Annotated in this window: 14 protein-coding genes; 6 read left to right on the forward strand and 8 right to left on the reverse strand. The window is 64.4% G+C overall.

Annotation, left to right across the window (positions count from 1 at the left end; genetic code table 11):
- Positions 1-449 precede the first annotated feature (449 nt).
- From K2U94_RS08700 to K2U94_RS08710, 3 genes are all read left to right on the forward strand, one after another.
- Positions 450-1,409 (forward strand): PDR/VanB family oxidoreductase, encoded by a 960-nt coding sequence (locus K2U94_RS08700; RefSeq protein WP_243066834.1) that lies wholly within the window; start codon positions 450-452, stop codon positions 1,407-1,409.
- A gap of 95 nt (positions 1,410-1,504) precedes the next feature.
- Positions 1,505-1,747, forward strand: a complete 243-nt coding sequence (locus K2U94_RS08705) for a hypothetical protein (RefSeq protein ID WP_243066835.1) — start codon at positions 1,505-1,507, stop codon at positions 1,745-1,747.
- The gene (locus tag K2U94_RS08710) at positions 1,744-1,962 is read left to right on the forward strand and encodes a type II toxin-antitoxin system HicB family antitoxin (RefSeq protein ID WP_243066836.1); all 219 of its coding nucleotides are present in this window, start codon (positions 1,744-1,746) and stop codon (positions 1,960-1,962) included. Before K2U94_RS08705 ends, K2U94_RS08710 begins: the two co-directional genes overlap by 4 nt.
- 368 nt (positions 1,963-2,330) lie before the next feature.
- On the opposite strand, the gene K2U94_RS08715 is transcribed toward K2U94_RS08710, so the two are convergent.
- The 4 genes from K2U94_RS08715 to K2U94_RS08730 all read right to left on the reverse strand — a co-directional run bounded on the left by K2U94_RS08715 (position 2,331) and on the right by K2U94_RS08730 (position 7,000).
- Positions 2,331-2,894: an NADPH-dependent FMN reductase gene (locus K2U94_RS08715; protein ID WP_243066837.1), complete on the reverse strand. Its 564-nt coding sequence runs from the start codon at positions 2,892-2,894 to the stop codon at positions 2,331-2,333.
- 87 nt (positions 2,895-2,981) lie between these two features.
- Complete coding sequence (locus K2U94_RS08720) at positions 2,982-3,467, reverse strand: hypothetical protein (RefSeq protein WP_243066838.1); 486 nt, start codon at positions 3,465-3,467, stop codon at positions 2,982-2,984.
- A 12-nt stretch (positions 3,468-3,479) separates the two neighbouring features.
- Positions 3,480-4,472: a patatin-like phospholipase family protein gene (locus K2U94_RS08725; RefSeq protein WP_243066839.1), complete on the reverse strand. Its 993-nt coding sequence runs from the start codon at positions 4,470-4,472 to the stop codon at positions 3,480-3,482.
- Positions 4,473-5,161: 689 nt separating this feature from the next.
- Positions 5,162-7,000, reverse strand: a complete 1,839-nt coding sequence (locus tag K2U94_RS08730) for an extracellular solute-binding protein (protein ID WP_243066840.1) — start codon at positions 6,998-7,000, stop codon at positions 5,162-5,164.
- Positions 7,001-7,237: 237 nt separating this feature from the next.
- Here K2U94_RS08730 and K2U94_RS08735 point away from each other — a divergent pair, with 237 nt between their 5' ends.
- Positions 7,238-7,921 (forward strand): invasion associated locus B family protein, encoded by a 684-nt coding sequence (locus K2U94_RS08735; RefSeq protein ID WP_243066841.1) that lies wholly within the window; start codon positions 7,238-7,240, stop codon positions 7,919-7,921.
- 87 nt (positions 7,922-8,008) lie between these two features.
- Here the strand turns inward: K2U94_RS08735 and hspQ are convergent, their stop codons facing one another.
- Positions 8,009-8,338 (reverse strand): heat shock protein HspQ, encoded by a 330-nt coding sequence (gene hspQ / locus K2U94_RS08740; RefSeq protein ID WP_243066842.1) that lies wholly within the window; start codon positions 8,336-8,338, stop codon positions 8,009-8,011.
- Between the two features lie 121 nt (positions 8,339-8,459).
- Entirely contained in the window at positions 8,460-9,509 is a 1,050-nt protein-coding gene (locus K2U94_RS08745; protein WP_243066843.1) for an HpcH/HpaI aldolase/citrate lyase family protein, read from the reverse strand.
- A gap of 90 nt (positions 9,510-9,599) precedes the next feature.
- Between K2U94_RS08745 and K2U94_RS08750 the strand changes: the two genes are divergently transcribed.
- Both K2U94_RS08750 and K2U94_RS08755 read left to right on the forward strand, forming a co-directional pair.
- Positions 9,600-11,201 carry an NAD(P)H-hydrate dehydratase gene (locus K2U94_RS08750; RefSeq protein ID WP_243066844.1) on the forward strand — a complete coding sequence of 534 codons (1,602 nt, stop codon included), beginning with the start codon at positions 9,600-9,602 and terminating at the stop codon, positions 11,199-11,201.
- Between the two features lie 65 nt (positions 11,202-11,266).
- A complete protein-coding gene (locus K2U94_RS08755) occupies positions 11,267-11,506 on the forward strand; it encodes a CDGSH iron-sulfur domain-containing protein (RefSeq protein ID WP_243066845.1) in 240 nt (79 codons plus the stop codon).
- On the opposite strand, the gene K2U94_RS08760 is transcribed toward K2U94_RS08755, so the two are convergent.
- Positions 11,503-12,918 carry a multicopper oxidase family protein gene (locus K2U94_RS08760; RefSeq protein WP_243066846.1) on the reverse strand — a complete coding sequence of 472 codons (1,416 nt, stop codon included), beginning with the start codon at positions 12,916-12,918 and terminating at the stop codon, positions 11,503-11,505. The two genes, K2U94_RS08755 and K2U94_RS08760, sit on opposite strands and share 4 nt — an antisense overlap.
- Before the next feature lie 85 nt (positions 12,919-13,003).
- Positions 13,004-13,417 (reverse strand): hypothetical protein, encoded by a 414-nt coding sequence (locus tag K2U94_RS08765; protein ID WP_243066847.1) that lies wholly within the window; start codon positions 13,415-13,417, stop codon positions 13,004-13,006.
- Positions 13,418-13,436 lie beyond the last annotated feature (19 nt).

The raw sequence follows: 13,436 nt of genomic DNA on the forward strand, positions 1-13,436 counted from the left end.
GGCGCCTTGCATCGCGTTCGAAAGACGCCAACCGATGCCGACGGCTTTCGTCTCCGGCGGCGGTCGTCGATGGGATCGAGCGGTCGGATGCCGCGCGGCGCTCGCCTCGCCATGCGCCGGTGCAAATTCATGTCGATGAAATCTCCCGCCGCGTCGCCAAAGGCGCCCACACCGTCACGCGCCCCCGAAACTGAACCCGGTCGAAAACGTCCGGCGGCGTCCGCGCGCCAATGGGCGCTCGAACCGGGTCTTCGAAGCCTGTAACGAATTCATCGACGCCGCCCGCGACGCCTTGAAAAAACGCGCGCCCGCGCCCGCCGTCGTAACTTCAATCGAGCCTGTGCGGCCGGGACCACGCGGGTCCTTCGCAAGCGCCGCGGCATGACATCCGGAATTGGTCTCTCATTTGCTTGGGACCGTGACAGGATCAGATGATGCGAGAGGACGAAATGTCAGACGATGCCTTGCGCTCGGTCGTTGTGGCCAAGAAAACCGTTGAAGCCAGCAATATGTTGTCCTTCGAACTGGTCGACCCTGACGGAACGGAGCTTCCTGCCTTTTCCGCTGGCTCCCATATCGATGTGACAATCCCGGGGGGATTGGTTCGCCAATACTCCCTGTGCAACAGCGAAGCCGATCGTCAGCGCTATATTATCGGCGTGTGGAAGGATCCGAACAGCCGCGGCGGGTCGATCGCCATGCATGACGCGGTGAAAGAAGGGGATGTGCTGCGGGTCGGCCTGCCGCGCAACCGTTTCCGCGTGCCGCGCAACACCAAGCGCGCCTTGCTGCTCGCGCGCGGCGTCGGCGTGACGCCGATCCTGAGCATCGCCGATCACCTGAAGGCGCATGATATCCCCTTCGCTTTCCATTATCTCAACGCGCTTGGGTCGCCGGGGGCGTTCCAAGCCATGATCGAGGGCTCCGCCTTCGCGGAAAATACGACATCTTATCTGGAATCGAATGGCGAGAGCGTGGACCCGAAGAAGGTTCTTGTCGATCAACCGGAGGATACGCAACTCTTCATCTGCGGCGTCGACTGGTGGATCGACCCAATTGTTGCCTTTGCCAAGCAAAACGGCTGGACCGAAGAACGCATCCATATCGAGCGCTTCACGGCAAAGGCCTCGGCGCCTTTGCTCGACAAGGTGTTCGAGGTGAAGATCGCAAGCACCGGCGCCGTCTTCAAGATTCCCGGCGACAAGAGCGTCACTGAGTTTCTGGAAGAAAAGGGCGTCAAGATTCCCACCTCCTGCGAGCAGGGCATGTGCGGGACCTGCAAGGTCAAGATCGTCGAGGGCGAGGCGGACCACCGTGACAAACGCCTCTCGGACGAGCAGCGCGCCCAAGGCTATTTCCTCGCCTGCGTGTCTCGGGCGAAGGGCGATCTTCTTGTGTTGGATCTGTGACATCGACTGAGGACGAGGCTGCGGCGCTCCGCCCGCGTTGAGGACCGGGCGGAGGCCCTGCGCCTCGTCGCTTATCGGACAAAGGACACACGACCATGCACAACAAGCGCCTGGAGGCCCTGCGCAGCAATCCCGGCGGGGACTGGATCCCCGCCGACATCGAGATCACAGCCTCTCAATATGCCTTGAAATTCAGGAAGGTGACCGGAACCCACGAGGTGTTTCTCCATCCCTCCGTGCCGGATTGCGTCACCATCCCGCTGAAACAGAAGATCCGGGCCGTTCATGTCCGCGCCTTCGTCGCCCTGATCGACAAGATGGATGCACTCGACCAATGACCGATCCCAGCGCCTATCGCTACGAGGTGGCGCCTCTCGCTGAAGCGGAAGGCGGCGGCTATGTGGTGAGCTTCCCCGATATTCCCGGCTGTCTCGGCGTCGGCGACACCGAAGAGGAGGCCGTCGCCGATGCGCAAAAGGCGCTCTTTGCCTGCCTTGACGCGCTAAAGGCCGTCCGGCGGGCGGCCCCTGCGCCCTCCGCGCCGCCAGGCTGACAAGGGCTCGGCGAGGTAGGGGATTTCCGGCTGATCGCCGATCGCCGCGTCCACAATCCGGAATGATCGCGAGAGGGGCGCGTTGGCTTCGTGGAGAGCGCGATAGACGATGACGTCCGGCCCGCCGGCGGCGGGCGCCAGGCCAGAATAAAACGGACGCGAAGTCGAGAACCTCGAAAAACCACAGGCCGCGCCGTCATTGCAAGCGAAACGAAGCGCTCCATTCCTACGATGAAATTGATGTGGCGAGGTTTTCTGGATTGCTTCGTCTTCAGCCATTTCGGGAGTCGGATTGAGATTCATGGCCGGCATGGCGGCGTCCCGCCGCGCCGATGCCGGAACGATTGGCAAAATTCGTCAAAAAACATTTATCCCCGCGCAAATGTCGCGAAAGCGTCCAATTGTTTGGCGAGAAAATCCTTTGTTCCCGCGTCGGTCAGATCACCGGTGGCGCTGTCGCTCTTGCCATAGGCGCCGCCGATCATCGCTTCGGGGACATTCATGACCTTCGCGTCGAGGAACACGAAGCTCTGGCGCAGGTGATATTGCATCCGCGCGCCGCCGAGCGCGCCGGGCGAGGCGCTCTGGATCAAAATCGGCTTTTGCTTGAAAGGGGTTGTAGGCAGACGCGACAGCCAGTCGATGGCGTTCTTCAGCACGCCGGGGACGGAATAATTATATTCCGGCGACACCACGATCACGCCGTCGGCGGATTTGATCGCCGCGCCCATCGCCTCGACGGCGGGGGGAAAGCCCTCGGCCTGAATGTCGGCGTTATAAAGCGGGAAATCGCCGACGGAGCCGAGCGGCGAAATCGTGACGCCCTCGGGCGCCAGAGCGGGCAGGGCGCGCGCCACCCCGCCATTAACCGACGCCTTGCGCAGGCTCCCCAGAAGAATGACGAAATTCAGCGGAGCGGCGGAAGCGGGCATGGCGGGTCCTGGAGGGTCGGAAGGATGGCGCGCGGATCAAACTCATAACGCCGCTTGAGCGCGACGGTTCCGCGGAAGACGTTCGGCTCACGCTTGCGGCGGCGTCAGTTCCCTCAACGCTTCGGCGGGAAGATGCGGGCGGATCGCGGCGTCGAACACGTCCATCGGCACGGTGACGACGCCAGCGGGCGGTTCGCCGAGCGCCAGCGCCGCCGCCCTGCGAAAGAAGAACATTCTTGGCGTAACCTTTCCGATGCGCTCCCAGGGAATGAACAGGCGCGCCTTCTGCGCCAGCGACACGGGAAAGCCGGGCTGGAGGTAAAAGCCGGCGTCGTCGAAGCCGACATTCATGCTGCGGCGATAGACGATTTGCCCCACGGCGACGTTCTGGCGCCGAAAAGTCTGGGGCGGCATGGGACGCGTGGTGGCGAAGACCTTCGCCAGATCGCTCCAGCCGCCGCCTTTGGGACCAAAAACGTGCCCGAACAATGGCGTTAGCAGCCGGCGCAGGAACAAGGCCAGCGCGAACAGGAAAAGCAGGAAGACAAGGTCGAGGAGGAATCGGGCGTCCATCAGCGTCGCGCTTCAGCCGGTAAGAAAATGCGGTGAGAAATCGCCGGTCTGCATGAGCCAGTTCTCGGCCGCGGCGCGGCCCGCCTCGCGAAGGCGGCTCAGGAAGGACCATTCCAGATTGGCCGGGCTGTGTTCGGCGAGGAATTCGATCTCATCCTCGGCGGAAAGGCGGTCGAGGCGCAGTTTCGCCCATTTCCCCGAGGCGTCGCCGCCCGCGCAGATCGGCGCCAGCAGCCGAATCGCCTCGATCTCGCGGTCGAGGGTCGAGGCAAAATTGATCTGTTCGATGCGCCGCTCGATCTCTTGGCGCGTGCGCGGCGCTTTTTCCGATTTGGTCTGCGAAATCTGGATGATCAGCACGTCCGAGGCGTTGGTCTCCGTGACCAGAGGGGTCAGCGGCGGATTGGCGATATAGCCGCCGTCCCAGTAAAGCTCGCCGTCGATTTCGATCGACTGATGGATGAGCGGCAGGCAGGCCGAGGCGAGAATCACCGCCGAGGTGATTTCCTCGTTGCGGAAAATGCGCAGGGACGCGGTGCTCACCCGCGTCGCCGCGATCAGCAGGCGCGGGCTGGAGACATGGCGCAGCCGCTCGAAGTCGATATGGGATTCCAGCGCCACGCGCAGCGGGTTCAGGTCGAACGGGTTGAACTGATAAGGCGAGAGCGCGCGGGCGAGAAAGCCGAACGGCAAGGTGACCGCCTTGGGCAGGAAGGCTGCGCTCTGGCTGACGCCGGCCCAGAACTCGTTGAGCGTCTTGCGGGCGCCTTCCCGCCCGCCCTCGGCAAGGCCGCTGACCAGCAAGGCGGCGTTGACGGCGCCGGCGCTCGCGCCGGAAAAGGCGTCGAGGGCGATGCGCTCGTCCTCCAGCAGCCGCTCCAGCGCGCCCCAGGTGAAGGCGCCGAACGAGCCGCCGCCCTGCAAAGCGAGAGCAAGCCGGTCGGGCGGCCAGGAACGGCTGATCGCCGGACGGCGCAGGTCGAGGGCTGCCTTGATGATGTCCAATCCGGGCCTCCGCCGCCTCCGCCGTGCACGAATATGAAAGTAAGCGTCGATGCCCAAATGGCAAGTGCACAACCGCTAAATCCCATTTTGCGGCATCTTGCCGAGCATTAATCTGAACTTAACGAATCATTATTGTTTTTCGTTCAGTTTGTGCGAGTCGCCGGTTCAACCGCGGAGTATCCGCATGCCGCCGAATCTTTTCGCCGCATTGCTTTCGGGGGCCTTTGTCGGCCTCTCCCGCGAGGCTGGGGGCCGTATCCGCGCTCTGGCGGCCGGCGTCGCGGCCTCGGCGCTCGGCTACGCGCTCGGGCTGGTCCTCGCCAGAATCGCGCCGACGGCCTGGGCGATCGACAGCCGCTGGGTGGAGGTTTCCGCCGCCTTTTGCGTCTTTGCGCTGGGCCTCGGCGCCGGACCGCTGTCGCCTTGGGAAGAGCCGTCGCCCGACGAGGCTCCGCCCGCGCCCGAGACGGACGAAGCCGTCTTCGCCGCACATTTCCAGTCCTTCGCGCTGGGCTTCGCCGCCTTTTTCGGCGCCTGGACCTATATGGCGGTTTTCCTTCTTCTGACGGCCGGCGGCCGTCTCGCCCAGGCGGCGCAGCTTGTGGCGGAAGAAATGGAGCCGGCGGCCAGCGGCGATTCCCGCCTGGACTGGCTCGCGGGCGAGCCGCCGCCCTCCTTCATCGCCGCGCTCAATGCCGGGCAGCCGCCGCGCCCGGAGCGAGGCTCCACGTCTCCAGCACATCGCCAAATAAGGGTTGTGCATAATGGGGCAAAGCCTTTGGATGCGCGATCCGCCGCCAATACGCGATCCATTGCGCATGCGAATGGTACAGCGGGACCACGTAAAAGCCTGAAAGCAGCACGCGATCCAGCGCGCGGGCGGCGGTGACGAAATCCTCGCGGCCGCGCGCCGCCAGCAAGGCCGCGATCATGGCGTCGATGGCCGGGCTCTTGGCGCCGGCGAGATTGTAGGACGATTCCTCACTGGCGCTGTCGCCGCCCCAGCGCATGCGCTGCTCATTGCCGGGCGAAGCCGAGGCCTGCCACAGGCCGATCATCATGTCGAAATCGAATCTCTGGCGGCGGCCTTCGAATTGCGCGTCATCGACCAGCCGCACCCGCGCCTCGACCCCGATGCGCCGCAGCAGATCCGAATAGTAAAGCGCGAGGCGTTCCTGCTCGCGGTCCCTTACCAGAATTTCAAAATTGAGTTGCTGGCCGTTTCGGGTCAGCCGTCCGTCCTGCAGGGTCCAGCCGGCCTGATGCGCCAGGGCCAGCGCTTTTTTCGCCAGCTCGCGGTCGCGCCCGGAGCCGTCCGAGCGCGGCGGCGACCAGGAGCCGTTCATGATGTCGGCGCGGACGGCGCCGGGGTAGGGCGCGAGCAGCTTGCGCTCGGCCGCGCTCGCCGGGCTACCGGAGGCGGAAAGCTCCGATTCGTCGAAAAAGCTCTTGTCGCGGGTGTAGAGATTGGAAAAGAGATTGGCGTTGAGCCATTCGAAATCGAACATCATCGCCAGGGCTTCACGCAGGCGCGGGTCCTTGAAAAGGGCGCGGCGGGTGTTGAAGGCGAAGCCGCTGAGGCCCTTGGGGCCGCCGAGCGGCAGCGATTCCACGGCGACCCGGCCGTCGCGGCGCGCGGGAAAGCCATAGCCGCTCGCCCAGCGATGCGGATCGGTCTCCTGGCGGTAGTCGATCAGTCCCGCCTTGAAGGCCTCGAACAGGCTGTTGTCGTCGCGGCCATAGTCGAAAACCACCTCGTCGAAATTATAGAGGCCGCAATTGATTGGCAGATCGCGGCCCCAATAATTCGGGTCGCGGCGCAAATCGAGCCTTTCGCCCGGCCTGACCTCCGCGACCTTGTATGGCCCCGAGCCGACCGGGATCGCCAGCCCCTGATCCGTAAAGCGCTTTTCGGTCATGACGTGGGCCGGCAGCACCGGCATCAGCGCCAGGATCAGCGGCAGTTCGCGGTCGTCCGCTCCGGCGAGGTCGTAGCGCACGGTGTGATCGTCGAGCGCCTGGATCGAATGCACCAGGCCATAGGCCGCGCGCTGCTGCGGGCGGCCCTTGGCCTTGAGCAGGTTGAAGGAAAAGAGCACGTCGCGGGCCGTGATCGGGACGCCGTCGGAAAAATGCGCCTTGGGATCGAGGCGGAAGACGACATAATCGCGGGCATCGTCGGTTTCGATCGATTGCGCGACGAGCCCATAGAGGGTGAAGGGCTCGTCAAAGGAGCGCGCCATCAGGCTTTCATAGACCGGGCCGGCGAGCCCCGCCGCCGCGTCGCCGGCGTTGACGCCATAGGGATTGAGGTTCGCGAAGGTTCCGAGTTCGCCGAGGTGGAGAATTCCGCCCTTGCGGGCGTGTGGGTCGGCATAGGGCAGGCAGGCGAAATCGGGCGGCAGCGCCGGCTTGCCCTGCATGGCGATGGCGTGGCTGATTTGTCCCGGCGAACCGGCCGCGCGCGCCGGGCCTGCACAGGCAAGGGCGAGCGAGAGGGCGAGGACCAGGCGCGGGGGGGGCGTCATCAGGCGCATGGCGCCATGCTAAAGGAAAAATGAGGAAGCCGCGCCCGTCGATTGATAAAAACGCCGTCGCGCGGGAATTCCCGGCTGGAAAATCGCGGGCGAAGGCGATATGTAGGCGCCGTCAATCTGTCGCCTCAATTGGCGGCCAAGAGCACGCCGTTTCGCTCCAAGGAGCGGAAAAGCGTTTCCTCGGTCTCGTGGGTCGCGCGTTCCGCTGCTCCGCTGAAAGGATTTCGAATGTCGATTTCTCCGTCCCGCTTTGGCGTCGCTCTGGTCGCGGGCGCGCTACTTCTCGGCGCCGCGCCGGCTTTCGCGCAGCAACCGGCCATGCCGGCGCCGGCCGGCATGCCGCAGGGACCGGTCAAGGTGGACCTCATCCCCACCCAGGCGAACTGGACCAAGGTCTGCGGCCACGACAACGCCGCCAACAAGGACATCTGCTACACCACCCGCGATTTCGGCGCCCAGAAGGACCAGGCCCCGGTGCTGGCCCTCGCCGTCTATGACATCAAGGGCGAGGACACCCGCATCGTGCGCTTCCTGATGCCGGTCGGCCTGATGCTGCGCCCGGGCTTCCGCTTCTCGATCGACAAGGGTCCGGTCTCCGAGGGCTCCTTCGAAATCTGCTTCCCCAACGGCTGCTTCGCCGAAGCCAAGGTGAAGAAGGACGTCATCGACGCCGCCAAGAAGGGCAAGACGATGACGGTCGTCGTCAAGAACCAGGCCAATGCGGAAGTGATCTTCAACGTGCCGCTCGAAGGTTTCGGCAAGGCTTTCGATGGCCCGGCGATCGACCCCAAGGTGCTCGCCGAACAGCAGAAGAAGCTTCAGGAACAGCTTCAAAAGCGCGCCCAGGAAGAGCGCCAGAAGCTCCAGCAGCAGGGCGGCGCCGCCGCGCCGGCGGCCCCGGCGAAGAAGTAATTTTCGGCCAAGAGCCGGAGAAACGCGCGGCCGTCGGGCCGCGCGTTTTTGTTTGGGCGATTCGATTTTGCGGCGAAAAGGAAAGCCTCAGTTCAGCACGCGCTCGCGGCGCACATAGCGGCCGGTATCGGAGCGCGCGAAGGCTTCGTCGATTTGCGGATTGCGGAAGGGCGCGCCGGATTCGTCGCGCTCGAGATTCTGTTCGGACACATAGGCCATATATTCCGTGTCCGAATTCTCGGCATAAAGATGATAAAAGGGCTGGTCCTTCGCCGGACGTACTTCCTCGGGGATGGACAGCCACCATTCCTCGGTGTTCGCAAAGACCGGATCGATGTCGTAGATCACGCCGCGAAAGGGATATTTGCGGTGTTTGACGACTTCGCCGATGCCGAATTTCGCCGCGCGCGGTTTCATGTCATTTGCCCGTCATGCTGAGCGGTAATAAAAGTTTCATAAGCCCGCACGCGAGTCAATTGGGACGCTTCGGACATTTGGGGCGCGCGGGCCTTCCGCCAGCGCGCCCGGGCTTTCCAGTTCAGAAGCCGTAAGCCGCCGCATATTCCGGATCCTTGGCGGCGACCTGTCGGGCGAGATCGACGATCACCTTGGCCTGCTTCCAGGTGGCGTCGTCCTGCATCTTGCCGTCGATCATGGCGACGCCGGAGCCGTCCGGCATGGCTTCCAGAATTTTCCTGGCGAAAGCCACTTCCTTCGGGTCGGGCGAGAACACCTTTTTGGCGAGCGCAATCTGATTCGGATGCAGCGACCAGGCGCCAGCGCAGCCCATGAGGAAGGCGTTGCGGAACTGGACTTCACAGGCGGCGAGATCGGCGATGTCGCCGAACGGGCCATAAAAACTCTTGATGCCGGCGGAGGCGCAGGCGTCCACCATTTTGGCGACGGTGTAATGCCACAGGTCCTGCTGATAGACGGCGCGCGGCGCGGCCGGATCGGCGCCCGGATCGGCCAGCACCTTATATTCCGGGTGACCGCCGCCGACGCGGGTGGTCTTCATCGCGCGCGAGGCGGCAAGGTCCGCGGGGCCGAGGCTCATGCCGTGCATGCGCGGCGAGGCCAGGGCGATGTCCTCGACATTCTTCACCCCCTCGGCGGTTTCGAGAATGGCGTGGATCAGAATCGGCTTGGTCACGCCGTGCCTGGCTTCGAGCTGCGCGAGCAATTGGTCGAGATAATGAATGTCCCACGGGCCTTCGACCTTGGGCAGCATGATGACGTCGAGCTTGTCGCCGATGGCGGCGACGATCTCGGTGACGTCGTCGAGCATCCACGGCGAATTCAGGCAATTCACCCGAGTCCACAGGCCGGTCGAGCCGAAATCATTGGCCTTGCCCATTTCGATGAAACCCTTGCGCGCGGCCTCCTTGGCGTCGGCGGGAATTGCGTCCTCGAGATTGCCGAGAATGACATCGGCGGTCGGGATCATTTCCGGCATTTTGGCGCGCACTTTTTCGAGATGCGGCGGCACGAAATGAATCATGCGCTCGACGCGCACCGGCAATTCGCGAAAAGGCGCGGGCGCGCCGATCGCCAGGGGCTCATAGAATTTGCGGGGGCTTTTGCTCATGGACCAGGCTCCAGGTTGCTTTCCTGCGTCTAGGACAATTCCCGCGATGCAACAATTGAACTATTTCCGGTTGCGGCTCAAAATCAAGCGATGCGCGCTCTCGACCTCGACCCGATCGAACTTCTGACGCCCGCCGAAATGGGCTGTGCGGATTCGCTGACGATTCAAAGCGGCACACCAGGCTACAGTCTGATGCTGCGGGCGGGAAAAAATGTCGCGGCGGCGGCCTCCGACATGCTACGGGCGAACGAAGGCGGCCGGATCGCGATTTATTGCGGGCCCGGCAACAATGGCGGCGACGGCTATGTCGCCGGCCGTCTGCTGCGCGAACAGGGCTTCGAGGTCGCCATAGGCGCGCTCGGCGACCCGCTCGCCTTGCGCGGCGACGCCGCCCAGGCCTTCTCCGACTGGGGCGGGACCGTGGTCGCGGCCGAGACGCTCTACCCGCCCGCCTATGATCTGATCATTGACGCCTTGTTCGGCGCCGGCCTGTCGCGCCCGCTCGACGGGGCGGCGCTGGCCATCGTCCAGCGGATCAACGGCTCCGGCGCGCCGGTTCTTGCCGTGGACGTCCCTTCCGGTCTCGACGGCGCCAATGGCGCGATCGGCTCCCAATGCGTGCAGGCGCGCGAAACGGTGACCTTTTTCCGGCTCAAGCCCGGCCATGTCCTTATGCCGGGCCGGCGCGCATGCGGCAATGTCCGGCTGACGCAGATCGGGATCGAGGACGAGGTTTTGCGCGAGATCGCGCCAAAAGCCTTTCTCAACGCGCCGGCCCTGTGGCGCGATTCCTTCCCCTGGCCCAATGAGGCCGGCCATAAATACGAGCGCGGCCATCTGGTCGTCGCTTCGGGGCCGGCGATCCGCACCGGCGCGGCGCGTCTTGCCGCGCGGGCCGGCCTGAGGGTGGGGGCGGGCCTTGTGACGCTCGCCAGCCCGCCCGAGGCGCTGGCCGTCAATGCGGCGCATCTCACCGCGATCATGCTGCGCTCGGCGGAGGGGCCGGCGCAATGGCGCGAGTTGCTGGCGGATAGACGTTTCTCGGCTGTCGTCATCGGCCCGGCCTTCGGCGTCGGCGAGGCGACCGCGGAAATCGTCGAAACCATTCTGGCGAGCGCCGGAAAGGACCGGGAGCGGCCTTTCGGCCTGGTGCTCGACGCCGACGCCTTAACCTCCTTTCAATCACAATCGGATAGGCTGGGGAACATCATCCGGAACAGCGGCGCGCAGGTGGCTTTGACGCCGCATGAAGGTGAGTTTTCACGTCTTTTCAGTCATAAAGACAAAGAAGTTGATGAATTAGGTCAAGGCGGCGCCTCAAGTTCGACATCAACTTCGCAAATTCAGACACAACCATCTGACTTTCCATGTAAAATCGATCGCGCGCGGGCGGCGGCGGGGGCGACAGGCGCCTTCGTCGTGCTCAAGGGACCGGATACGGTGGTGGCGAGCCCGGACGGCCGCGCAGGCATAGCCCGAAACGCCCCGCCGACGCTCGCGACCGCGGGTTCCGGGGACGTGCTGGCCGGTCTGATCGGCGGATTGCTCGCCCAGGGCATGGAAGGCTTCGAGGCCTGCGCCTGCGCGGTCTGGCTGCATGGCGAGGCGGCCAATCTGTTCGGCCCGGGCCTGATCGCCGAGGATCTGCCCGAAATCTTGCCCCAAGCGCTCGCAAATCTGGCCTTGCGCTGACGCCCATGGCCTTTTACCTCTGATCGGACAAATCTTGGGCGCTGGCAAAAGATGCAGGAGAAACCATGACCGAGCCCGTCGTCGCCCAGAAATCGCCCTTTCCGGTCGAGGTCGAAGAGGGCAAGACCTATTTTTGGTGCGCCTGCGGCAAATCGGCGAAACAGCCCTTTTGCGACGGCTCGCACCGGGGAAGCGCCTTCGCGCCGATCGCCTATGAGGCCGAGAAGGCCGGAAAAGTCTGGTTCTGCGGCTGCAAGCACAGTGAGAAAAAGCCGCTTTGCGACGGCGCGCATAAGAGGCTCTAAACGACCTCGAACCACGCTGCCAAACCGTTGGCGAAATGGTCCAAGATCGCGGAAGCCACCAGCCATTTTCCGGGATTGTCGGCGACGAAGGCGATATGCTTGGTCCGTTTCGGCGGCACGATCACGCTGTCGCGCCAATAGGGCTCCCAGCCGTCGTCGAGGTCGTGCAGCAGCCGCACGACATGGCCTTGAACGTGAATAGCCTGTGCAAACAGGGATTTGTTCACAAGGCCTAAAGTGACGGGCGAGCCCTTCTTCACCGAGAACAGTGGCGGGCCGTCGAGGCCGGTCGAACTCCTGCCGTTGATCGACCACACCCGACGCAGGGCCTCGCCGGTCGGTTTGTAGCGGGAAGGCGTGGTTCGGGTCGCGCCGCCGGCGATGACGAGATCGAGCCTTTTCGATTTTTCCAGCCGGATTTCGGCGGGCAGGAGCGGGTTGAGCGGCGGCGCGGCGATGGGCGGCGCCGGCGGCCTGACGGCGCCTTTGGTCCGGATTTCGAGCAAGGTGAGGTCCGGCAGTTCGGCCTCGCCGCGCAGGATCAGCTTGAAACTCTGGTTCTCGGTCGGGGCGAGGTCGAGCAGCAGGTCGCAGCGCGCGCCGGGGCCGAGCGGCAGGGTGCGGTCGTGCGGCTCGAACGGGTCGCAGAATTGGCCGTCGAGCGCGATCGCCTTGAGGTCGCCGCCCGGCAAATAGAGAGACATGATTCGCGCCGTGGCGGCGTTGACGAGCCGCAGGCGCAACCGCGCGCCGGGCGCGAAAGTCAGCGGCGCGGGTTTCGCGCGTGCATTGACGCTGCCGACCGCGCCGAGCCGGCCCTGACGCAAAACGTCGGCCGGATGGTCGAAATCGGGGACGATCTGGCCCTTGGCGTCCAGCCGCCAGTCGTCGAGGACGAGAATCAGCTCGGAATCCGAGAAGATCGGCTTGGGCTCGTCGACGATGACGACGCCTTGGAGTCCGCGCCCGAGCTGTTCGCCGGAAAAAGGTTGGATGAGCGGCTGATAGAAAAAAGTCCCGGCGTCGGGCGGGGTGAAGCGGAAGTCGCGGCTCTCGCCGGGCGCCAAAGATTTATGCACAAGACCGGCGGCGCCGTCTATTTCATTGGCAATTCGCATCCCGCGCCAATGCAAAGCGGTCGGTTGATCGAGCTTGTTGATCAGCCGCGCCTTGATCTCCTGGCCAAGCCTCACCCGCAGCAGAGGCCCGGGAACGTCGCCGCCGAAACCCCAGATTTTGGTCTGCGCCGCCGGCGCCGGCAGCAGGGGGACGGCGCCGGGACGCGCTTCGAGCAGGGTGAAGCCGTCGTCGCCTGGGGCGGGCGGCGTTTTCTCGTCCGCTCCTGCCGGCCGCAGTCCGGCGATGAGCGTTGCGACGATGGAGCCAGTGAAGGCGCGGCGGTGCAGGCGCATTGGGCGTTCCGGGTGACGACGCGGAAATCTTATCAGATTTCCGCGCGTAGAGCCCCGGCGCGATTCCCGCAGATTCCGGAGCGGCTCACGTCGCCGCCGGCAAGCCCTGCATGATGTTGCCTTTCACCGGCCGCGAGGCGAAAGTGCGCCAGACCAGCCGCCAGTTCATCGGCTCCCGGCGGTTCCAGGGCATGAGCGACAGGCAGCGCGCCAGGGTGCAATAGCCGAACAGGACCTGGGCCAGGGTTCCGATCGCCAGGATCCAGTAAAGCCAGCGCAAAGGCGGCAGAAAAGCCAGCAGGAGCAGGCCCGTGTAAGCGACGCGGACCTGCGTCGGGAAGGCGGCGAAAGCCCCGGTTCTCCAGCGGAAATGAACGATCTGGACGCAGGAGAGCGCAATCGCGAGCAGGAATCCTTCTTCATGGCCGGCGAGGCCGAGGAAGAGCAGGACGTCGGTCGCCGCCCAATACCACCAGCTGAATTCGCGATAGAGAATCATCCCGGTTTCTCCTTATTGA

Source organism: Candidatus Rhodoblastus alkanivorans (assembly GCF_022760755.1).
Lineage (GTDB): Bacteria > Pseudomonadota > Alphaproteobacteria > Rhizobiales > Beijerinckiaceae > Rhodoblastus > Rhodoblastus alkanivorans.

What these genes read in the sequence shown, in the direction of transcription:
- K2U94_RS08700 (WP_243066834.1), top strand. Translation starts at nt 450, where the DNA reads ATGTCAGACGATGCCTTGCGCTCGGTCGTTGTGGCCAAGAAAACCGTT.
- K2U94_RS08705 (WP_243066835.1), top strand. Translation starts at nt 1,505, where the DNA reads ATGCACAACAAGCGCCTGGAGGCCCTGCGCAGCAATCCCGGCGGGGAC.
- K2U94_RS08710 (WP_243066836.1), top strand. Translation starts at nt 1,744, where the DNA reads ATGACCGATCCCAGCGCCTATCGCTACGAGGTGGCGCCTCTCGCTGAA.
- K2U94_RS08715 (WP_243066837.1), bottom strand. Translation starts at nt 2,894, where the DNA reads ATGCCCGCTTCCGCCGCTCCGCTGAATTTCGTCATTCTTCTGGGGAGC.
- K2U94_RS08720 (WP_243066838.1), bottom strand. Translation starts at nt 3,467, where the DNA reads ATGGACGCCCGATTCCTCCTCGACCTTGTCTTCCTGCTTTTCCTGTTC.
- K2U94_RS08730 (WP_243066840.1), bottom strand. Translation starts at nt 7,000, where the DNA reads ATGACGCCCCCCCCGCGCCTGGTCCTCGCCCTCTCGCTCGCCCTTGCC.
- K2U94_RS08735 (WP_243066841.1), top strand. Translation starts at nt 7,238, where the DNA reads ATGTCGATTTCTCCGTCCCGCTTTGGCGTCGCTCTGGTCGCGGGCGCG.
- hspQ (WP_243066842.1), bottom strand. Translation starts at nt 8,338, where the DNA reads ATGAAACCGCGCGCGGCGAAATTCGGCATCGGCGAAGTCGTCAAACAC.
- K2U94_RS08745 (WP_243066843.1), bottom strand. Translation starts at nt 9,509, where the DNA reads ATGAGCAAAAGCCCCCGCAAATTCTATGAGCCCCTGGCGATCGGCGCG.
- K2U94_RS08750 (WP_243066844.1), top strand. Translation starts at nt 9,600, where the DNA reads ATGCGCGCTCTCGACCTCGACCCGATCGAACTTCTGACGCCCGCCGAA.
- K2U94_RS08755 (WP_243066845.1), top strand. Translation starts at nt 11,267, where the DNA reads ATGACCGAGCCCGTCGTCGCCCAGAAATCGCCCTTTCCGGTCGAGGTC.
- K2U94_RS08760 (WP_243066846.1), bottom strand. Translation starts at nt 12,918, where the DNA reads ATGCGCCTGCACCGCCGCGCCTTCACTGGCTCCATCGTCGCAACGCTC.
- K2U94_RS08765 (WP_243066847.1), bottom strand. Translation starts at nt 13,417, where the DNA reads ATGATTCTCTATCGCGAATTCAGCTGGTGGTATTGGGCGGCGACCGAC.